The organism is Neisseria sp. HMSC068C12 (assembly GCF_001814095.1).
Taxonomy (GTDB): Bacteria; Pseudomonadota; Gammaproteobacteria; order Burkholderiales; family Neisseriaceae; genus Neisseria; species Neisseria perflava.
The window spans coordinates 34278-53546 of the sequence record NZ_KV814784.1 but is presented as its reverse complement, the minus strand read 5'-3'; the positions used below and the strand labels follow the sequence as shown (position 1 = coordinate 53546).

Annotated in this window: 19 protein-coding genes; 6 read left to right on the top strand and 13 right to left on the bottom strand. The window is 49.4% G+C overall.

All coding sequences use genetic code 11. The features are described from left to right. Window positions 1-42 precede the first annotated feature (42 nt). Both erpA and HMPREF2952_RS01745 read right to left on the bottom strand, forming a co-directional pair. On the bottom strand, window positions 43-381 hold the full coding sequence (erpA, locus tag HMPREF2952_RS01750; RefSeq protein WP_003680162.1) for an iron-sulfur cluster insertion protein ErpA: 339 nt from the start codon (window positions 379-381) through the stop codon (window positions 43-45). 132 nt (window positions 382-513) lie between these two features. Next, window positions 514-1200, bottom strand: a complete 687-nt coding sequence (locus HMPREF2952_RS01745) for a S24 family peptidase (RefSeq protein WP_004518834.1) — start codon at window positions 1198-1200, stop codon at window positions 514-516. A 261-nt stretch (window positions 1201-1461) separates the two neighbouring features. Here HMPREF2952_RS01745 and HMPREF2952_RS01740 point away from each other — a divergent pair, with 261 nt between their 5' ends. Next, a complete protein-coding gene (locus HMPREF2952_RS01740) occupies window positions 1462-1737 on the top strand; it encodes a hypothetical protein (protein WP_003680156.1) in 276 nt (91 codons plus the stop codon). 76 nt (window positions 1738-1813) lie between these two features. Here HMPREF2952_RS01740 and argC read toward each other — a convergent pair whose 3' ends face one another. Then, window positions 1814-2860 (bottom strand): N-acetyl-gamma-glutamyl-phosphate reductase, encoded by a 1047-nt coding sequence (argC, locus tag HMPREF2952_RS01735; protein ID WP_004518832.1) that lies wholly within the window; start codon window positions 2858-2860, stop codon window positions 1814-1816. Window positions 2861-2907: 47 nt separating this feature from the next. Further along, entirely contained in the window at window positions 2908-3093 is a 186-nt protein-coding gene (locus HMPREF2952_RS11135; protein WP_004518831.1) for a hypothetical protein, read from the bottom strand. A gap of 896 nt (window positions 3094-3989) precedes the next feature. Here HMPREF2952_RS11135 and serB point away from each other — a divergent pair. After that, a complete protein-coding gene (gene serB / locus HMPREF2952_RS01730) occupies window positions 3990-4820 on the top strand; it encodes a phosphoserine phosphatase SerB (RefSeq protein WP_039861844.1) in 831 nt (276 codons plus the stop codon). Window positions 4821-4891: 71 nt separating this feature from the next. Here serB and lpxH read toward each other — a convergent pair whose 3' ends face one another. The 6 genes from lpxH to rpsT form a co-directional block, all read right to left on the bottom strand. Then, on the bottom strand, window positions 4892-5602 hold the full coding sequence (lpxH, locus tag HMPREF2952_RS01725; RefSeq protein ID WP_198400576.1) for a UDP-2,3-diacylglucosamine diphosphatase: 711 nt from the start codon (window positions 5600-5602) through the stop codon (window positions 4892-4894). Window positions 5603-5753: 151 nt separating this feature from the next. After that, window positions 5754-7139 carry a PIG-L deacetylase family protein gene (locus HMPREF2952_RS01720; RefSeq protein WP_004518827.1) on the bottom strand — a complete coding sequence of 462 codons (1386 nt, stop codon included), beginning with the start codon at window positions 7137-7139 and terminating at the stop codon, window positions 5754-5756. A gap of 239 nt (window positions 7140-7378) precedes the next feature. Next, complete coding sequence (gene aspS, locus HMPREF2952_RS01715) at window positions 7379-9187, bottom strand: aspartate--tRNA ligase (RefSeq protein WP_004518826.1); 1809 nt, start codon at window positions 9185-9187, stop codon at window positions 7379-7381. Window positions 9188-9252: 65 nt separating this feature from the next. After that, window positions 9253-9954 carry a DUF502 domain-containing protein gene (locus tag HMPREF2952_RS01710; protein ID WP_039861915.1) on the bottom strand — a complete coding sequence of 234 codons (702 nt, stop codon included), beginning with the start codon at window positions 9952-9954 and terminating at the stop codon, window positions 9253-9255. A gap of 152 nt (window positions 9955-10106) precedes the next feature. Then, entirely contained in the window at window positions 10107-11246 is a 1140-nt protein-coding gene (locus HMPREF2952_RS01705) for a phospholipase A (RefSeq protein WP_004518824.1), read from the bottom strand. Window positions 11247-11414: 168 nt separating this feature from the next. Further along, the gene (gene rpsT, locus HMPREF2952_RS01700) at window positions 11415-11678 is read right to left on the bottom strand and encodes a 30S ribosomal protein S20 (protein WP_002212556.1); all 264 of its coding nucleotides are present in this window, start codon (window positions 11676-11678) and stop codon (window positions 11415-11417) included. Window positions 11679-11985: 307 nt separating this feature from the next. Between rpsT and HMPREF2952_RS01695 the strand changes: the two genes are divergently transcribed. Then, entirely contained in the window at window positions 11986-13128 is a 1143-nt protein-coding gene (locus HMPREF2952_RS01695) for an extracellular solute-binding protein (protein ID WP_004518822.1), read from the top strand. A 75-nt stretch (window positions 13129-13203) separates the two neighbouring features. On the opposite strand, the gene HMPREF2952_RS01690 is transcribed toward HMPREF2952_RS01695, so the two are convergent. Beyond that, window positions 13204-13635, bottom strand: coding sequence for an EamA family transporter (locus tag HMPREF2952_RS01690; protein WP_003680126.1), 432 nt, complete (start codon window positions 13633-13635; stop codon window positions 13204-13206). A gap of 178 nt (window positions 13636-13813) precedes the next feature. Between HMPREF2952_RS01690 and HMPREF2952_RS01685 the strand changes: the two genes are divergently transcribed. After that, the gene (locus HMPREF2952_RS01685) at window positions 13814-15490 is read left to right on the top strand and encodes a formate--tetrahydrofolate ligase (RefSeq protein WP_004518820.1); all 1677 of its coding nucleotides are present in this window, start codon (window positions 13814-13816) and stop codon (window positions 15488-15490) included. A gap of 64 nt (window positions 15491-15554) precedes the next feature. Here HMPREF2952_RS01685 and HMPREF2952_RS01680 read toward each other — a convergent pair whose 3' ends face one another. Continuing rightward, window positions 15555-16484: a glycosyltransferase family 2 protein gene (locus HMPREF2952_RS01680; protein WP_004518819.1), complete on the bottom strand. Its 930-nt coding sequence runs from the start codon at window positions 16482-16484 to the stop codon at window positions 15555-15557. 128 nt (window positions 16485-16612) lie between these two features. Next, on the bottom strand, window positions 16613-17677 hold the full coding sequence (gene fba, locus HMPREF2952_RS01675; RefSeq protein ID WP_003686828.1) for a class II fructose-bisphosphate aldolase: 1065 nt from the start codon (window positions 17675-17677) through the stop codon (window positions 16613-16615). A 150-nt stretch (window positions 17678-17827) separates the two neighbouring features. On the opposite strand from fba, the gene HMPREF2952_RS01670 reads away from it, so the two are divergent. Then, the gene (locus HMPREF2952_RS01670; RefSeq protein ID WP_070588022.1) at window positions 17828-18256 is read left to right on the top strand and encodes an acyl-CoA thioesterase; all 429 of its coding nucleotides are present in this window, start codon (window positions 17828-17830) and stop codon (window positions 18254-18256) included. A 1-nt stretch (window position 18257) separates the two neighbouring features. Beyond that, window positions 18258-19154, top strand: coding sequence for a tyrosine recombinase XerC (locus HMPREF2952_RS01665; protein ID WP_070625055.1), 897 nt, complete (start codon window positions 18258-18260; stop codon window positions 19152-19154). Window positions 19155-19269 lie beyond the last annotated feature (115 nt).

Here is a 19269-nt window from a genome sequence, read left to right as displayed (position 1 = left end):
TGAAGATACAGACGGCCTGTTTTTCATGAAGAAACGGATTATTTATACGGAGAAGGACGAGCCGCAACCGCAAGTTGTTTCGGCATTCGGATTGCGGATGACGAATTGAGAACCTTGCAGGCTTTCGGTGTAGTCGATTTCTGCACCAACCAGATATTGGTAGCTCATCGGGTCGACCAAGAACGTCAGGCCGTTTTTTTGGATTTCGAAATCGTCGTCGTTTTTGATTTCATCAAAGGTAAAACCATATTGGAAGCCGGAGCAACCGCCGCCGTTGACGAATACGCGCAATTTCAAATCGGGATTGTTCTCTTCGGCGATCAGGTCGGCAACTTTGGTGCAGCAGCTGTCAGTAAAGATAATAGGGCTTTCGTCTGACATGATGTGATTCCTTTTATATGAATATTTTTACTATTGTCGCTCAAACCGTTAGCCAAGGCAAGTTTGTGCAGACAGGGTCTGCCAGCTTACATGGAGGGCATGGCAGAAATTTCAAGCACCAGTATGTCAGATTTAGATGCTTCTGCCAAACCATTCTACACGGCCGATGATGGCAACGTCGTCGGTCGGGTTTTTCAAGTCGATTTCAAAAGTAGGGTAGGCTTCGTTGGCAGAAATGACGTTGACGATGCCACCGGGTATCAGTTGCAGGCGTTTGACCAAAAGGTTTTCATTGAGGCGTAAAACATAGAGGCCGTCGCGCGGCGTGGTTTGGCCGTGGTTGATGAGGATGGTGTCGCCATCATTCAGCACGCCTTCCATCGAGTCGCCTTTGACTGAGATAACGGAAAGGTTTTTGATGTCTCGCGTTACATAATTTTCAATCCAATAGCGTCGGAACGCCATGGCGAATATGGGTTGCTCATCGCCGACGAGCTGGCCGTGTCCGGCCGCGGCCTGGATGTCGTAACGCGGTACGAAGACAAATTCGTCTATATCGACAGGGTTGCCTAGTGTGTCGGTTGCTGTGGCCTTTGGGGCTTCGGAATCAGGGAAGGGAGAACCTTCGCCTGTTAAAAGCCAGTCTATGCTGCAGCCTTTAAGTTGTTTGATTTTTTTTAGCGTTTCCGATTTCGGCAGGCCTCCTTCGTTCCAGATACGGCTGAATCCGGCGATGGTCATATCGATGTCGGCGGCAATTTTGGCTTGGCGGGCTTCATCTTTCCATAAGAAAGCCAGGCGGTCTTTAAAGGTATCCATGTTTATGCCTTTGTGGAGGTATGTTTTTTATATGGTTTGGACGATTTGAGTGTATTTTACCTTAGTTTTTATAAAATTGTAAGAAAAAAATTACTTCATCTAAGAAAAAGTATTGCATATTCTATTTTTTCTTAGTATTATTCGTTTTGTCTTAGATAAATCGATATTTCTAAATTTCTGTTCGATTTTTCTTAGTTTAATTTTATTTGGTTTAGTTTTTCTGATTTAAACCTGCTATATGATTATGATGAGAGGTGTGAAATGACTCGTTCGCGTAAAAATACTTTTTGGGTGCTGCTGGCGTTGGTACTGGGTTTTTTTGCTCTGCCTTTCGGATCTTCGGAGGCGCATGAGGCGGACGGTAATCTGACGGCTTCGGAATGCGAACGCTTGGGCAGCTTGAGTCTGGATCAGATGGACGGCAGGCTGCTGGCTTTTGCCAAAGAATGCGATATGGTGGAGGCTACCCACGATTGGGAGCAACAGTACGGCAACTTGAATGAAGAAGAAATGCTTGCCGGCGTAGTGTATGAGTGATGTTTGTGAATGAATCGATAAAGGCCGTCTGAATGATCAAAGTTTCAGACGGCCTTGTGTTTTTAATAATGATGGCTTAAGGCATCAATGGTGCATTAGTCAGGCCGGTGGTTTCGGGTAGGCCGAACATGATGTTCATATTCTGCACGGCTTGACCGGCTGCGCCTTTGACCAAGTTGTCGATGACGGAAAGAACAATCCACACATCGTCTTGTTCGGGCGCTTTTTGAACGCTGATACGACAAAGGTTGGCGCCGCGCACGCTGCGGGTTTCAGGTGTCGAACCTGAAGGCAGGATATCGACAAAAGGACTGTCGCGGTAGTATTCGCGCAGTAAGGCTTCAGGATCGGTATGTTCTTGCAGGTGCAGATACAGGGTGGCGTGCATACCGCGTATCATTGGAACAAGGTGTGGCACGAAAATCAGGCCGTCTGAAACATGGTCTTGCAGCCCGGACAGGGTTTGTCGGATTTCAGGCAGATGGCGGTGGCCGCCGACGCCGTAGGCTTTGAAGTTGTCGCCTGCTTCGCACAATAGGGCGTGGGTGCTGGCTTTGCGGCCTGCACCGGAAACACCGGATTTACAGTCGGCAATCAGCGGCGCATTGGCTTTCAGACGGCCAGCCTGAAGCAGTGGCAATAAGGGCAGGGAAACGCAGGTGGGGTAGCAGCCCGGATTGGCCACCAGCATGGCTTTGGCGATGTCGTCTTTGTGAAGTTCGCACAAACCGTACACTGCTTGGGAAACGAGTTGCGGCGCGGCATGGGTCATTTTGTACCATTGTTCCCATGTTGAGATGTCGCGGATGCGGAAGTCGGCAGACAGGTCAATCACGCGTACGCCTTTTTCGACAAGGGACGGTGCTTCTTTCATGGCCACGCCGTTGGGTGTGGCGAAGAACACGAGGTCGCAACGGTCAAGCCCGGCATCTTCGGGCGTTTGGAATGCAAGGTCGTAAATGCCGCGCAGGCTGGGAAAGTAGTCGGCAACCGCAATACCGGCTTCGCTTCGGCTGGTGACGGCAGTGACTTCTGCGTTGGGGTGGCTGCTGAGCAGGCGTAACAATTCAACGCCTGTGTAACCGGTTGCACCGACGATACCAATTTTAATTTTTGTGGTCATGGTGTGGCTCCTTTGTAGGGATGATGATGCGTTTGATTATATAGTAATTAATTGCCGTCGGTCAGAGGTGCTTGTGCCAAGCTTTGCAATAGAGGGTTAAACAGGCTGTCTGAAATATGGCATGAATAATATTCGAGAGCGGGTTTCAGACGGCCTGAGCGTTTGGAAAACGCAGTTTGCGGTTCGATTTGTTTGTTGATTTGTGGTGGGTGTTTCGTCTTTATCCTATCCATACGAACACAAAATAAAAATGTAAAAAAATGCCCCCGGGTTGGAGGACCGGAGGCAAGTATCCAAGGAGTATCTCTCATCAATAAGAACTAGTTATTTAGTACTATATCTCTTGTTAGGATTGAAAGCAAGCGTTTTGCACATTTTAACATTTAAATAATTTTTTCATTCAAATTCAGTGAGTTATCAGATAGGGATTGAATCTTGAGATGATGGTAATAGAGGATAGGCTAAGGACAATTAAAACGGCAGGCATCAGTGATTGGGAGCAGCCATACTCTGAGCATTACTCTGATGTGTGTGTACATGGCCATATTGATTGAGTCGGTCGGGGGGGGAAAGCTGAAATCTCCTGACTAACCGAATTGAGTTAAAGTGAGGGCTTCTTCAAACTGTTAGATAAAATAGCTGCAAGGCATGAAATGCGTGCGCAGATGAGGAAGGGTTTGTTTTTAAATATAGATCCCTGAATCATTTTATTTCATTTAAATTTGATATTGTCAAACCATCGAGCCAAAAAAAAGGTTGCCACCGGAAAGGAAGTCGTTGGCAACGAATGGAGGTGGTAATGCAATGAAAGCTAGATATAAGGAGTAGTGCCAAACTAGCTATAAGTAACTATATCGAAACTGTAAGAAAAATCAACACAAGTTGCCTGTTACTGGCAAAAATTTTTAGTCGGCTTGCCTAAAATCAAATTTTTGAGTAATTACTTGGTTGATGCAGGGGTTGGTAGCTCTAGCTGAATTTGTTTCCAGGCCGTCTAAAAATTTTCGGGGTGGTTGGCTATAATGCTGTTTTGGTTTTTTAAGGTCTTCGCAAAAATACGGTTTCGGGGTTTTAGGCTGAATGTGTACCCGATCTGTTTGCAAAGGTTTTGGGGTATGAGGAGAATGAGATGAAGAAAGTTTTGGTGTTGCAACATGGGGATTTGGGCGCGTGCGACTGGTCGGCGTTTGGCGGTTTGGTGTCTGCGCCATCAGGGAAGTCGGTGTTGCGTGTGCCGGTTTCGGATGATTTTGAATTGACGGACGAGATGCGTGCGGCGTTGATTGCGCAGCAGATAGATGGCGCGATGTTGCCGGATATGGCTTTTGCTGATTTGAGGCTGATTGTCAGCGATATGGATTCGACGCTGATTACGATTGAGTGCGTGGATGAGATTGCGGCCGGTGTCGGGCTGAAAGATGAGGTGGCCAAGATTACGGAGCAGTCGATGCGCGGCGAGCTGGACTTTGAGCAGTCTTTGCGCAAGCGTGTGGCTTTGCTGGCCGGTTTGGACGAGCGCGTGTTGGAAGAGGTGTACGAGAATGTGTTGCAGCTGTCGCCGGGCGCGGAATTTTTGTTGGAAGAGTGTAAACGGAATGATGTGAAGTTTATGCTGGTGTCGGGCGGATTTACGTTCTTTACGGAACGCCTACAACGGCGTTTGGGCTTGGATTTCCATTTTGCGAATGTGTTGGAAGTGGAAAACGGCAAGCTGACAGGCCGTCTGAAAGGGCGGATTATCGATGCACAGGCTAAGACGGATTTGTTGCGTGAATACCGTGAGCGTCTGGGTTTGGCTCCGTGGCAGGTGGTGGCGATGGGTGATGGTGCGAACGATATTCCGATGATAAGGGAGGCGGGATTCGGCATTGCTTATCGGGCGAAACCGAAAACTGAGGCGAATGCGGATGCGTGTGTGCGCTTTGGTGGTTTGGAGCGGATACGCGGTTGGTTTGCGTAAACCGGTTGAGGATATTTGTCAGTCAGGCTGTCTGAACAATCGGGAAACCGGTTTTCAGACGGCCTGATGTTTTATAAGGCGATAAAACGGTAGCCTTCGGCATCGACTTCGAGAATGGAGGCGTAATTGTCGCGCCAGTCGCCAAGTACGATGCGGGTGTAATCGGCGTTGCGATGGATGTTTTCGCGGTGGGTATGGCCGTGGATGAGCAGGGGCGTGTGGAAGCGTTGGACGGTTTCGTGGGTAAAGGCCGGATTGACATCCATGATGTCGGCGGTTTTGTGTTGCTTGTCCTGTTTGCTCTGTTTGCGGATTTTGGTGGCGATGTTCAGTCGGAGTGTGAGCGGCAGGAGCAGAAACAGGCGTTGCAGCCATTTTTGATGGACGGTACGGCGGAATTTTTGATAAGAATGGTCGTCGGTGCAGAGGGTGTCGCCGTGACAGAGCAGGGTGGGTGTGCCGAACAAGTCGATAACGGCGTACTCGGGCAGTAAGGTCATGCCGGTATCGCGGGCGAAGGTTTTGCCGATGAGGAAGTCGCGGTTGCCGTGGATGAAATAGCAGGCGACACCACGCTCGGTCAGGCTGCGGATGGTTTGCTTGATGATTTGAACCAAAGGGCTGTTTTCGTCATCGCCGATCCAAAAATCGAAAAGGTCGCCAAGAATGTATACGGCTTGGGCATGAACGGCTTTTTCTTGGATAAATTTCTGGAAGAGTGCGGTCAGTTGAGGATGGGATTCGCTCAGGTGCAAATCGGCGATGAAGTAAATCGGCATGATGATGTGGGACGTGTGGGAAGGGTTTTATTATAACTTGGGTTGTCGCGTTTGGTTGGGTTTGGTGTTTTTCGTTTGTAATGTAGTGATTTTATTGTTTTGATTTGGTGTGATAAAGGCCGTCTGAAACATCTTTTCAGACGGCCTTTGTGGTTTATAGGGCTTTGCCCTGATAAGTGATTTGTTTCAGCGTATCTTCTTGGTACAAGTCGCTGATGGGGACGGTATAGAAGAATTCGTTGCTGCGGACAAAGCGGTTGACCAAGTCTTTGTCGAGATGGAGGACATGGTGTCGCAGTTTGTTTAGGCCTTTGAATATCATGGTACTCCAACGCATATAGCCGTCTGAATTAGGACGGATGTCGTTCATGGCGTCAAGGGCGAGAAGTTTGCGGTTTTGCTCTTCTCTATCCAAAGGATGGGAATAGATGCTTTGGAAGTAAAACGGTTGCTCGGAGGATGGCGGCAGGCTGAGGGAAGAGCCTACTTTGCCGATAGGGAAGTCGTCGCTCAGATAATGTATGGTGTGCAAAAACAGATTGCCGCGGCGGTAATCGATTTTGCGCAGGGCTTCGATGGCGGCCAGCGCAGTATGTTGGTGGTCGGGATGCGCATCAATATTGGGGGACGGCGACACGATAATATCCGGCTGGAACGTTTCTATCAGATAGCCAAGGTTGTCTACCAAGCTGTTCCAAGTTGAGCCGGGTTTGAGGTGTTTCGCCAATGGGGATGTATTGGCACGACGGAAAATATAGACGTCGGTCGTATCGATCTTGGTCGATTTAATCTCTTTTTCCGGATTTTGGCGCATGGCGGTCAATGTGCTGTCGAAGTAGCCCAGTTGCAGGATGTTTTCAGACGGCACACCGGCCAAAAGGGGAACGGTCAGGCTGTTCCAAACGCGCATCCGGCCTTTTTGCAGATATTGTGCCTGGGTGTCGCAGTCGCACGTGCTATAAAGGTTGCCATAGTGGAAGCTGCCGCCTTCGCTAGCGGTTAAGGTGCAGATCATTGAATTGGCGGCGTGTTTTTCGTACAAACCGTATGCGCTGAGTTCAGCATCGTCGGCATGGGGCGCGAGGACAAGGATTTTTTTGCCGTCGAGGTTTTCACGCGGATAAACGGAGAGTTCGATTTCTTGATCGGGCAAGGACAGGTATTTGCCTTCCAAACGGATGGTTTTGTCACTGTCGGAGAAGGTGTCGCTCAGATTGATATAGCGCACGCCTTTTGCGCCGTATTCGAAATATTGCTTCCATTTGCCTTTGGATGAAATGGTTTCGATAAAAGGCAAGAACAGCAGTCCCATCCAGTTGGACTTGATACGGATTTTGGCAATGACGGTATCCTGTCCGCTGACAGTGGCGGGCAAGGTTAGGCTGCCGCCTTTGAGGGTAGCATGCGCGGTAGAGGGAAGGGAGGGATAGTTATAGTCTTGGTGTGTGTTATAGGCAAACTGTTTTTTGTGAATAATTGAAGTAATAATAAACAACAAAATAAAAAAAGTCAGTATCAGCCCCGTCAGTATCAGAAACATTGTTTGGTTCCTTTATTGTTGTAACAGTCATGATAGTGCTTGTGGAGCTTATTTGTTTGTTTTTCTTACAAACGGTTGTTTTTCATACTCTAACGTCATTAAAGTGAACATTTAAAATAAAACAGTTTGCGGGTTGATTATATATAAACGACCAAAATGTAGAAAGGCCGTCTGAAAAATTTGAAAGAAATTTCAAAAATTTCAGACGGCCTTGATATTTTAAAGGTTAAGCCGGTAAATTATGCTTCTTTTGTTTCAACTGCTTTCTGACGCAGACGTAGGCTTAACTCGCGAAGTTGTTTGTCGTCGACCACATTAGGTGCATTGGTCAGCAGACATTGTGCACGTTGTGTTTTTGGGAAGGCAATCACGTCGCGGATAGATTCTGCACCGGTCATCAGGGTAACCAGACGGTCGAGGCCGAATGCAAGGCCGCCGTGCGGAGGCGCGCCGAATTTCAGGTTGTCCAAGAGGAAGCCGAATTTCTCTTGTTGCTCTTCAGGGCTGATTTTCAGCGCGGCAAACACTTTCTCTTGTACGTCTGCGCGGTGGATACGGATAGAGCCGCCGCCGATTTCCCAGCCGTTCAATACCATGTCGTAGGCACGGGCCAGGCAGTTTGCAGGGTCGGAAACCATCAGGTCTTCATGACCTTCTTTAGGCGCTGTAAACGGATGGTGTACGGCTACGTAGCGGTTGGCTTCTTCGTCGTATTCGAACATTGGGAAATCGACAACCCACAAAGGTTTCCATTCGTCTACGAAGTAGCCGTTGTCTTTACCGTGTTCCAAGCCGACTTTAATACGCAATGCGCCGATGGCTTCGTTCACAACTTTGGTTTTGTCTGCGCCAAAGAAGATGATGTCGCCGTTTTGCGCGCCGGTACGCTCGATGATTTCTTTCAGGGCGTTTTCGGACAGGAATTTCACGATTGGAGATTGCAGGCCGCTGTTTTCGCCGTTGGAGAGGTTGCTGACATCGTTTACTTTGATGTATGCCAGACCTTTCGCGCCGTAGATGCCGACAAATTTAGTATATTCGTCGATCTCTTTGCGGCTGAATTTCGCACCGTTAGGCACGCGCAGAGCGACTACGCGGCCGCCTTTCATGTCGGCTGCACCACGGAAGACTTTGAATTCTTCGGTCTTCATTAGGTCGGTCAACTCGGTGAATTTCAAGTTGATGCGCATATCCGGTTTGTCAGAGCCGTAGTAGAACATGGCTTCAGAGTAAGGCATGCGAGGAAAGTCGCCCAAATCTACGTTTAAAGCATCTTTGAAGACTTGTTTGGCCATGCCTTCAGTGATGTCCATGATTTCATCCTCGTTCAAGAACGAGGTTTCTAAGTCGATTTGAGTAAATTCAGGTTGGCGATCGGCACGCAAGTCTTCGTCACGGAAACATTTGGTGATTTGGTAGTAACGGTCGAAACCGGCAACCATCAGCAATTGTTTGAACAATTGTGGAGATTGCGGCAGCGCGAAGAATTCGCCCGGATGAACGCGGCTTGGTACGAGGTAGTCGCGCGCGCCTTCCGGAGTGGAGCGGGTCAGCATCGGTGTTTCGATGTCGATGAAGCCTTGTGCGTCCAAGTAGCGGCGAACGCCCATGGCCACTTGGTAACGCAGGCGCAGGTTGCGTTGCATGGCAGGACGGCGCAAGTCGATAACGCGGTTGGTCAGGCGAACGTTTTCGCTGATGTTTTCATCGTCGATTTGGAACGGAGGCGTAGCGGCAGCGTTCAAGACTTCGATTTCTTTGGCAAGGATTTCGATTTTGCCGGAAATCATTTTGTCGTTGGTTGTACCTTCTGGACGGTTGCGTACGCGGCCGGTAATGCTTAAAACGTATTCGTTGCGGGAAGAGTCGGCAGCGGCAAATGCTTCCGGAGTATCAGGGTCGATAACGACTTGAACGATGCCTTCGCGGTCGCGCAGGTCGATAAAAATCACACCGCCGTGGTCGCGTCGGCGGTGTACCCAGCCTTTGACGGTAACGGTTTGGTCTAAGTATTGCTCGCTGATAAGGCCGCAATAGTTGGTACGCATAAAATCACCTTTTTATATTGTTCAATTTGAAAAGAAGGAAAGGCCGTCTGAAAAAAAAGAAGACCTTAATTGTTGTGTTCGGTATCACCGTCTTCAGACGGCTTTTGGGCAGGTAGGGCTTTAACTGGTAAGTCGTCCGGCATCACCATGCCCAGTGAAATTACATATTTCAATGCCTGATCCACACTCATGTCCAGCTCGCGAACGTCGCTTTTTTTAACCATGATGTAGTAGCCGCCGGTCGGGTTGGGCGTGGTTGGGACGTAAACGGAAATATAGTCGTCATCTTGCGGCAGGCTGCCTTTGAGTTTGTCGGGGATATGGCCGGAAACAAAGGCTATCGTCCAAATGCCCGGTTGCGGAAAGGGAACCAGTACGGGGGTTTTGAACGAGCGGCTACTGTCGGAGAGCAGGGATTCGGAAACTTTTTTAACGCTGGAGTAGATGGATTTGACGACGGGAATGCGTCCTAAAAGGCTGTCCCATGCGCCGAGAATCCGTCTGCCCAATACGTTGGCGGCGAATACACCGGTAACGAACAAGACGACTGTGGCGGCGACGATGCCCAAGCCGGGAATGTTGAACCCCCAGAAATGCTGGGGCTGCCAGCTTTCCGGTAATAGGTTGATCAGTTTGTCGGCGGCGGAGATGATATAGCTCATCGCCCAGATGGTTACGGCAATCGGCAACCAAACCAGCACGCCTGTAATCAGGTATTTCTTTAAAGCCTTGGCGATTTTTCCGCTTTCGGCTGCGGCTTCTGTCATCTTTGTTTCATTCCGGCAAGTTTTGCCCAAACTTTGCATTATACGCGTTTGGACGCTAGGAAACGAGTATTTTAAACGAATGGCTTGTTTTGTTTCATTGTTTCAGACGGCTGCCTTGATTGCAAAGGCCGTCTGAAATAATATGGGGTCATTTAGATGCCGTCCCAGTCGTTGAACATCAGGCCGAAGCCGATGCCGTTTTGTTTGTGGTTGTAGTCAATCAGACTTTCGCCGTAGCCGTGGAAGCCGCGGACAACGCCTTTGAGTTTGCCTTTGATGGGGAAAGTATAGGCCGCTTCAACGGCACCGCGTCCGCTTTTCGGGTTGTAACGCAGGACGGAATAAACATTTTGCTTATCGTTGAAACGGTATTGGACTTTTAAGTCGCCGTAGCCCATGTATTTGTTGATGTCCGGATTGTCATCGTCATCCCCTTTTTGGTCGAAGGCACGCACCCAAACTCTAGGAATAACGGTCAGCTTGCCCCATTCCATACCGGCCATGGCGTAAACGCGGTTCCATGAGCGTGATTCGGGGCGGCTTTGACCGTTGGATTGGTGAACAAAACCTGCGCCAACCATGCGCAGTTTGCCGCCGAAAGGCAGGTCTGCTTTAACGGGTTGGGTAATGAAGATTTCAGGCTCGTAGTCGGTATTGCGGAACGGAGCGGATTTGCGGCCTTGGTTAAAGATTTGCCAGTCGGATTTTTGGGTGTAGCCAAACCATACGTCGGCACGGGTCTTGAATAAATCTTCGGCAATCTTGCTTTTGAAGGAAACCTGCATTTTGGTTTCGAGGCGTTTTTGCTCGCTGAATTTTTCCTGTGTGGTTACGCCGCGGCTGGGGGATTCCGGGTAATAGTTGGGGCTGCTGTTGTACCAAACGGGCATGAGGTACATAGGGTTGTGCTCGCGTACGCTCAACAGGCCGCGTGTGTCGTTTTTATCCAAATCGTACATCAGGCTTAAAGGTGTGTAGCTGTCGGTAGTTTCGCTTAATACGTCGTCTGAAATATTCGGATGGGTAGGGTTGTCGAATACGATGGCCGCTTCTTTTTTCTCGATGCTCTTGCGGACGCTTTGTTCGAGGTCAACTGGTGTTTTGGCGGTTTCGGTTTGCGCTTGCGGCAGTGGGAATTGAGGGGGGAGTTGCGCCGAGTAGATGTTGTCGTAACACGCCAAACGGGTGGCGTTGTCTTGAATGGTGGTGCAGTGTAGGGCGGTATCGGCGGCGGCCAGCGGGGCGGCGGCAATGAATCCGATACTTAGGGAATGTTTCAACATCTTGTTCATGAGAGTTTCCGTTGTTTTCCAGACGGCCTGATGAAAGGGTAAATGGTTTTATTTAGTTGGTTTGGACTGTGAATACGGCAATGCCCCTGAAAGGCAAGACCTCAGGGGCATCGTATCAGCTCGATTATCCTGCTTTGGTTATCAGGACTTCCAGCATCTGCATCAGTATTAAGCCAAAGCTTTTACTTTAGCAGACAGACGGCTTTTGTGACGGGCTGCTTTGTTTTTGTGGAATACGCCTTTGTCAGCGATACGGTCGATGACTTTAACGGATTCTTGGTAAACTGCTTGAGCAGCAGCTTTGTCGCCGGCTTCAACTGCTTTCAACACTTTTTTCACAGCGGTACGGAATGCAGTACGCAGGCTGGCGTTGTGGGCGCGTTGTTTAACCGACTGGCGGGCACGTTTGCGGGCTTGTGCGCTGTTTGCCATATTGAATATCTCCTGAAAAATAAATTCTGTAAACGCGCAATTTTAAAGACAGATTTCCTTATATGCAAGCTTTTTCTCTATAACGCGCGCAAATCAGCCGTATTTTGCCCAAAAACTACAGCCGGTGCAACGCTTTTGGTAAAAAGATGGTGTTGCTTTGCCTTATTTCAATAAAAATCAGATGGATATTGCTTTGCGTTTGCTTACGTTTCCATTACAATAACCTAACTCTGCGCCGGGGTGTTTATGGGGTGCAGGGTTTCTTATTTATTGACATTAACCACTCTTTCATCAGGAATCTGCCCGTATGAAAAAATCCGTATTAGCCGTATTGGCCGCATTGTCTTTGGCCGCGTGCGGCGGTGGCGAGAAAAAAGCCGAGCAACCTCAAGCAGGCAGCGCGCCTGCTGCCAATACCGAAGCAGCCGCCACCGATACTTTGAATATCTACAACTGGTCAAACTACGTTGACGAAAGTACAGTCGAAGACTTCAAAAAAACCAACAATTTGAAGCTGACTTACGATTTGTATGAAAACAACGAAACGTTGGAAGCCAAAATGCTGACCGGCAAATCCGGCTATGACTTGGTTGTACCCGGTATTGCCTTCCTGCCGCGCCAAATTGAGGCAGGTGCATACCAAAAAATCAATAAGGATCTGATTCCGAACTACAAAAACATCGACCCTGAATTGCTGAAGATGTTGGAAACCGCCGACCCTGGCAATCAATACGCCGTTCCATACTTCTCAGGTGTGAATACGATTGCGATTACGGCGAAGGGCAAAGAGCTTTTGGGCGGAAAATTGCCTGAAAACGGCTGGGATTTGCTGTTCAAACCCGAATACACCAACAAGCTGAAATCTTGTGGCATCGCTTTGTGGGATACCCCGAGCGAAATGTTCCCAATCTTGTTGAACTACTTGGGTAAAGATCCTAAAGGCTCGAATCCTGAAGATTTGAAAGCGGCGGCGGAAGTGTTGAAGTCTATCCGTCCTGACGTGAAACGTTTCAGCCCTTCCATCATTGACGAATTGGCGCGCGGCGATATCTGCTTGGCGGCAGGTAACGGCGGCGACTTGAACTTGGCCAAAGCGCGTTCCGAAGAAGTGAAAAACAACGTCGGCATTGAAGTGTTGACACCGAAAGGCATGGGCTTCTGGATTGAATCTTGGTTGATTCCGGCTGATGCAAAAAACATCGCTAATGCCCACAAATACATCAACTACACACTTGATCCCGAAGTGGCTGCGAAAAACGGTATTGCCGTGACCTTCGCCCCGGCCAGCAAACCGGCACGCGAAAAAATGCCTGCAGAGCTGGTGAATACACGTTCTATTTTCCCGAACGAGCAAGACATGAAAGACGGTTTCGTCATGCCTCAAATGAGCGCAGATGCGAAAAAACTGTCTGTCAACTTGTGGCAAAAAATCAAAGTCGGTTCAAATTAATTGTGAGCTGATTGTTTGAAGCAAAGCAAAGGCCGTCTGAAATTTTTCAGACGGCCTTTTTTGATGTCCCAATTTTTATCGTTTCAAAGCCAAAGTCAATACGCCTGCGGTTACCAAGCCTAAGCCTATCCATTCCTGCGTGCTTGGGCGCTCGTCTAAGAAAACGACGGCCATCAGGGCAACCAAGACCAGGCTGAATTTGTCGACGGGCGCGACTTGTGAGGCGTTGCCCAGTTGCAGGGCTTTGAAGTAGGCAAGCCAAGATGCGCCGGTAGCGAGGCCGGATAGGATGAGGAATGTCCAGTTGCGGCCGGTAAAGCCGTTCACACCCTGCCATTTGCCGGTGTAGGTTAAAAACAATACCAAAGCGGCGAGGATGACCAAGGTGCGGATAAAGGTGGCGAAATCTGAATCTATGCCCTGTAAACCCATTTTGGCGAAAATGGCGGTCAATGAGGCGAAGCCTGCCGATGCCAATGCCCAAAACAGCCATGCGTTACTGCTCATGTTTTATTCCTTTGTTTCAAATTGTTGACAATATGAATCCGCTTGTTGATGAAATATCGAAATTTTCACTGCGGTTTGTCTTTGGAAAACGCTATAATAGAACTAATATTCTTTTTCTTCCAGCCGTCTTTATTATATTGTTTCAGACGGCCTTTCCCTCTCTCAATAAAGGAAAATCATGAGCTTCAAAACCGATGCTGAAATTGCCCAGTCTTCCACCATGCGCCCGATTGGTGAAATTGCCGCCAAGCTGGGTTTGAACGTTGACAACATCGAGCCCTATGGTCATTACAAAGCCAAAATCAATCCTGCCGAGGCATTCAAGCTGCCGGAAAAACAAGGCCGTCTGATTTTGGTTACCGCCATTAATCCGACTCCTGCGGGTGAGGGTAAAACCACCGTAACCATCGGTTTGGCGGACGCATTGCGCCATATCGGCAAAGACTCGGTTATCGCCCTGCGCGAGCCTTCTTTGGGTCCGGTGTTTGGTGTTAAAGGTGGTGCGGCAGGCGGCGGCTATGCCCAAGTTTTGCCGATGGAAGACATTAACCTGCACTTTACCGGCGACTTTCACGCCATCGGTGCGGCGAATAACCTGCTCGCCGCCATGCTCGACAACCATATCTATCAAGGCAATGAGTTGAACATCGATCCGAAACGCGTGCTGTGGCGTCGCGTGGTCGATATGAACGATCGTCAGTTGCGCAACATTATCGACGGTATGGGCAAACCTGTTGACGGTGTGATGCGTCCCGATGGTTTTGACATTACCGTTGCGTCCGAAGTGATGGCAGTATTCTGTCTTGCCAAAGACATCAGCGATTTAAAAGAGCGTTTGGGCAACATCCTTGTCGCCTATGCCAAAGACGGCAGCCCTGTTTACGCCAAAGATTTAAAAGCGAATGGCGCGATGGCGGCATTGCTTAAAGATGCGATTAAGCCTAACTTGGTACAAACCATCGAAGGCACTCCGGCCTTTGTACACGGCGGCCCGTTCGCCAACATCGCCCACGGCTGTAACTCTGTAACCGCTACCCGTTTGGCGAAACACCTTGCCGATTACGCCGTAACCGAAGCAGGCTTCGGCGCGGATTTGGGCGCGGAAAAATTCTGCGACATCAAATGCCGTCTGGCGGATTTGAAACCTGATGCGGCTGTTGTCGTGGCTACCGTCCGCGCTTTGAAATACAACGGCGGCGTGGAGCGTGCCAATCTCGGCGAAGAAAACCTCGAAGCCTTGGCAAAAGGCCTGCCTAATCTGCTGAAACACATTTCCAACCTGAAAAACGTATTCGGCCTGCCTGTGGTGGTTGCCATCAACCGCTTTGTGTCCGACTCCGATGCCGAGTTGGCCATGATTGAAAAAGCCTGTGCGGAACACGGCGTCGAAGTTTCCTTGACCGAAGTGTGGGGTAAAGGCGGCGCGGGTGGTGCAGACTTGGCGCACAAAGTCGTCAACGCCATCGAAAATCAACCGAATAACTTCAATTTTGCCTACGATGTTGAGTTGAGCATTAAAGACAAAATCCGTGCGATTGCCCAAAAAGTGTACGGCGCGGAAGATGTCGATTTCAGCGCAGAAGCGTCTGCCGAAATCGCTTCACTGGAAAAACTGGGCTTGGACAAAATGCCGGTCTGCATGGCGAAAACCCAATATTCTTTGAGCGACAACGCCAAACTCTTGGGCTGCCCTGAAGGCTTCCGCATTACCGTGCGCGGTATTACCGTTTCTTCCGGTGCGGGCTTCATCGTTGCGCTGTGCGGCAACATGATGAAGATGCCGGGTCTGCCGAAAGTTCCAGCTGCCGAGAAAATCGATGTGGATGCAGACGGCGTGATTCATGGCTTGTTCTGATTTAGATTGATTTTGAAATAGATAAAGGCCGTCTGAAACGAGGTTTCAGACGGCCTTTTATAATTTAAGTGAATTTCAACCGGCTTTTTAAGAAATTGAAGAAATTGTCTATCATGTCGAACATCGTATTGCGGTCTTCGCCAAACAAAGAAATGCTGCGGTCCTTACTGATTCTGTCATACGCGGCAAAAATGGTTTTCAGCTCTTCGGTGGTCAAGCGCAGTTGCTTTTCGTACAAGATGCGGCTTAAGAGCGTTACTTCCGTCGCGTTCAAATCAGGGAAGAGATGACTGATCCACAACTCCATGGTGTATTGGACGGATCTGTTGATTTTGTCTCTTTTTTTGCTTTCTTGATTTGTGTGTATCCTGTATGACAACAAAGACTCGGGCAGGTTGGCAAAGGTTTTGCCATGTAGGGCGCATTGTACCCACATATGGAAATCGGGAGCGGTTTCTGTCGCGGTGTAGTTTATCCCAAGGTTTTTAATGCTATCGTGCCGCCACATGGTGGTGGGGTTGAACATGTTTTGGGCGGCAAAGGAGAGAAAGGCTTTAATGTCTTTGTCGAGCAGGGGGAGGTCGCTTAAAACGGGTTCTCTTCCGGTTTGGTCGTCGAAAAAGATGGTGGCTTGGCTGCCGACAATATCGATTTCGGGATGGCTGTCTAAAAACTGAATCTGTTTTTCAAAACGATCCAAGGCGCAAATATCGTCTGCGTCCATTCGTGCCACATATTCGACCTTTACGTCTTTGAGCATATCCATGGCAAATTGGCAGGCAAACGGCTCGCCCCTGTTTTCCGGAAGGTGGAAAACCTGCAAACGTGAATCTTTAGCTGCGTAAGCCTCGAGGATTTCGCCGGTTTTGTCTGTTGAAGCATCGTTGATGGCGATGACGAAAAAGTCACGGAATGTTTGATTCAATACCGAATCCAAGCATTCGGGCAAATAAGCTTCGGCACAATAGGCCGGCAAAATAACGGCGAGTTTCATGTTTGCTTTCGATGTGTTTTGATGTGTAGTCGGTGGAAGATTTTACTATAAATTTCCCAAAAGCTAAGGCCGTCTGAAACCTTATTTTCAAGTTTTCAGACGGCCTTAGTGTGAATCCGAGATACGGATTATTTAACGATTTGGTTCAATTCGCCTTTGGCGTATTTGGTTGCCATTTTTTCCAAAGAAATCGGTTTGATTTTGTCGGCTTGGCCTTCGCAACCGAATGCGAGGTAGCGGTCAAGACAGATTTGTTTCATGGCTTCGACGGTTTTGCTCAAGTATTTGCGCGGGTCGAATTCGGATGGGTTTTCTGCCATGAAGCGGCGGATGGCACCGGTAGAGGCGAGGCGCAAGTCGGTATCGATGTTGACTTTGCGCACGCCGTGTTTGATGCCTTCGACGATTTCTTCTACAGGTACGCCGTAGGTTTCACCAATTTTGCCGCCGTGTTCGTTGATGACTTTCAGCCATTCTTGCGGAACGGAGCTGGAACCGTGCATCACGATGTGGGTGTTGGGCAGGGCTTGGTGGATTTCTTTGATGCGGTCGATACGCAATACGTCGCCTGTGGGCGGACGGGTGAATTTGTATGCACCGTGGCTGGTACCGACGGCAATAGCCAATGCGTCAACGCCGGTATCTTTAACGAAACGTACGGCATCTTCGACGCTGGTCAGCATTTGGTCGTGGGAAAGTTTGCCCACTGCGCCGACGCCGTCTTCTTCGCCGGCTTCTCCGGTTTCGAGGTTGCCCAATACGCCGATTTCGCCTTCGACGGACACGCCGCAAGCGTGGGAGAAGTTAACGACGGTACGGGTGGCGTTGACGTTGTATTCGTAAGAAGAAGGGGTTTTGCCGTCTTCCATCAGCGAGCCGTCCATCATCACAGAGGAGAAGCCCAGTTGGATGGAGCGTTGGCACACATCAGGAGATGCGCCGTGGTCTTGGTGCATTACGACAGGGATGTGCGGGAATTCTTCAACTGCGGCCAAAATCAGATGGCGCAGGAATGGGGCACCTGCGTATTTGCGTGCGCCTGCGGATGCTTGAACGATAACGGGGGCGTTGACTTGGTCGGCCGCCTCCATGATGGCGCGCATCTGTTCGAGGTTGTTAACGTTGAATGCGGGCAGACCGTAGCTGTTTTCGGCAGCATGGTCCAATAATTGGCGCATGGATACGAGTGCCATGAGAAGCTCCTGAAGTAGTGAAGGGTAAATTTATCCGATAAATTATAATGTTTTTTGAAATGAAAAACTACAAGCTGCTACATTGTTTTTATATATTAACGAACAGGGTCTCGGTTTATAATGGCGTGGTATTGAAAACGGGTGTGCAAAATGGATAGGATTTCGGTGGCCAAGTGTGATAAGCCTTTGTTTCAGACGGCCTTGACGGTGCAGGTGGGCGATGTGAACTATGGCGGCCATTTGGCGAACGATGCTGTGTTGCGTTTGTGCCATGAAGTGCGGATGCGTTGGTTGGCGAAGCTGGGTTGGAGCGAAATGGATGCTGGAGGGGCAGGCCTGATTATGGCGGATGCGGCGGTGCAGTATTTGGCGCAAGGTCATCATGGCGATGAGCTGTCGGTAGAAATGGGGGCGGCAGGCATGGCCGGTGTGGGCTTTTCTTTGTTGTACCGTATCCGCAGGATTTCAGACGGCCTTGTGCTGGCGAAAGTACAGACAGGCATGGTGTGTTTTGATTATGGCAAACAACGCGTCTGCCGTCTGCCTTCGGCCTTGAAAGCAGCATTGGAGGCCGTCTGAAATGGCGGAATCAAATAATTTTGCGCTTCATCTTGAACGCTATCTGAAAACCTTGCTGCAACAAGGCAAGTCGGAGCATACCGTTTCCGCTTATCGGCGCGATTTGAGTGAATTGATGCGCCTATTGCCCGATAATCTGGAAAACGGTCTGCCGACGCGCCGTGATTTTGTGGCGGTATTGAAAAAGCTGTCGCAAAAGGGCTTGAGCGAAAGCAGCTTGGCGCGGAAATTGTCGGTATGGCGGCAGTATTGCAGTTGGCTGGTGCAGATAGAAGTCATGGAAAGCGATCCGACATTTAATATGAAAGCGCCGCGCCTGCCCGAACGCTTGCCTAAAGCACTACCGCAAGAACCTTTAAACCATATCCTTGACCATGCGCCTGTTGATGACGAATTGGACGTGCGCGATAAGGCCATGTTTGAATTGATGTATGGTAGCGGTTTGCGCCTGAGCGAGATACAAGGTTTGAATCTGGACGGTATCGTTTTGGACGAAGGCTGGGTCAGTGTGAAGGGTAAAGGCGGCAAGCAGCGGCAAGTGCCTTTGGTGGGCAAGAGCATTGCGGCATTGCGTGATTATTTGGCAGTGCGTATTGCCAAAGAGGGCGAGCAGGCCTTGTTTACTAATAAGAACGGCGGCAGGCTGGGGCAACGTCAAATTCAAAAACGCCTGCAGGCGTGGGCAGTGCGCGTGGGCAGCGCCAGCCATATCTCGCCGCACATGATGCGCCACAGCTATGCAACCCATCTTTTGCAGGCATCGGGCGATATCCGCGCCGTACAGGAATTGTTGGGTCACAGCAACCTTTCCGCTACGCAAGTTTATACAAAGCTGGACTTTGACCATTTGGCGCGCGTTTATGATGAGGCGCACCCAAGGGCGAAACGGAAAAAATGATTTTGTTTGAATCAGGCCGTCTGAAAGAATGTTTTCAGACGGCCTGATGTTTTATACAGATGATTTGAAACCATTTGAATTTTGATCGGTCTGATGAGGTTTCGATATTGGTTTA

Bases quoted from the DNA above. Each gene is read 5' to 3' on its own strand.
- HMPREF2952_RS01695 (WP_004518822.1), top strand. From the start codon at position 11,986: ATGAAAAAATCCGTATTAGCCGTATTGGCCGCATTGTCTTTGGCCGCG.
- HMPREF2952_RS01710 (WP_039861915.1), bottom strand. From the start codon at position 9,954: ATGACAGAAGCCGCAGCCGAAAGCGGAAAAATCGCCAAGGCTTTAAAG.
- serB (WP_039861844.1), top strand. From the start codon at position 3,990: ATGAAGAAAGTTTTGGTGTTGCAACATGGGGATTTGGGCGCGTGCGAC.
- rpsT (WP_002212556.1), bottom strand. From the start codon at position 11,678: ATGGCAAACAGCGCACAAGCCCGCAAACGTGCCCGCCAGTCGGTTAAA.
- fba (WP_003686828.1), bottom strand. From the start codon at position 17,677: ATGGCACTCGTATCCATGCGCCAATTATTGGACCATGCTGCCGAAAAC.
- HMPREF2952_RS01665 (WP_070625055.1), top strand. From the start codon at position 18,258: ATGGCGGAATCAAATAATTTTGCGCTTCATCTTGAACGCTATCTGAAA.
- HMPREF2952_RS01705 (WP_004518824.1), bottom strand. From the start codon at position 11,246: ATGAACAAGATGTTGAAACATTCCCTAAGTATCGGATTCATTGCCGCC.
- HMPREF2952_RS01690 (WP_003680126.1), bottom strand. From the start codon at position 13,635: ATGAGCAGTAACGCATGGCTGTTTTGGGCATTGGCATCGGCAGGCTTC.
- HMPREF2952_RS01740 (WP_003680156.1), top strand. From the start codon at position 1,462: ATGACTCGTTCGCGTAAAAATACTTTTTGGGTGCTGCTGGCGTTGGTA.
- HMPREF2952_RS11135 (WP_004518831.1), bottom strand. From the start codon at position 3,093: ATGGATAGGATAAAGACGAAACACCCACCACAAATCAACAAACAAATC.
- HMPREF2952_RS01720 (WP_004518827.1), bottom strand. From the start codon at position 7,139: ATGTTTCTGATACTGACGGGGCTGATACTGACTTTTTTTATTTTGTTG.
- erpA (WP_003680162.1), bottom strand. From the start codon at position 381: ATGTCAGACGAAAGCCCTATTATCTTTACTGACAGCTGCTGCACCAAA.
- HMPREF2952_RS01685 (WP_004518820.1), top strand. From the start codon at position 13,814: ATGAGCTTCAAAACCGATGCTGAAATTGCCCAGTCTTCCACCATGCGC.
- HMPREF2952_RS01745 (WP_004518834.1), bottom strand. From the start codon at position 1,200: ATGGATACCTTTAAAGACCGCCTGGCTTTCTTATGGAAAGATGAAGCC.
- argC (WP_004518832.1), bottom strand. From the start codon at position 2,860: ATGACCACAAAAATTAAAATTGGTATCGTCGGTGCAACCGGTTACACA.
- HMPREF2952_RS01670 (WP_070588022.1), top strand. From the start codon at position 17,828: ATGGATAGGATTTCGGTGGCCAAGTGTGATAAGCCTTTGTTTCAGACG.
- aspS (WP_004518826.1), bottom strand. From the start codon at position 9,187: ATGCGTACCAACTATTGCGGCCTTATCAGCGAGCAATACTTAGACCAA.
- HMPREF2952_RS01680 (WP_004518819.1), bottom strand. From the start codon at position 16,484: ATGAAACTCGCCGTTATTTTGCCGGCCTATTGTGCCGAAGCTTATTTG.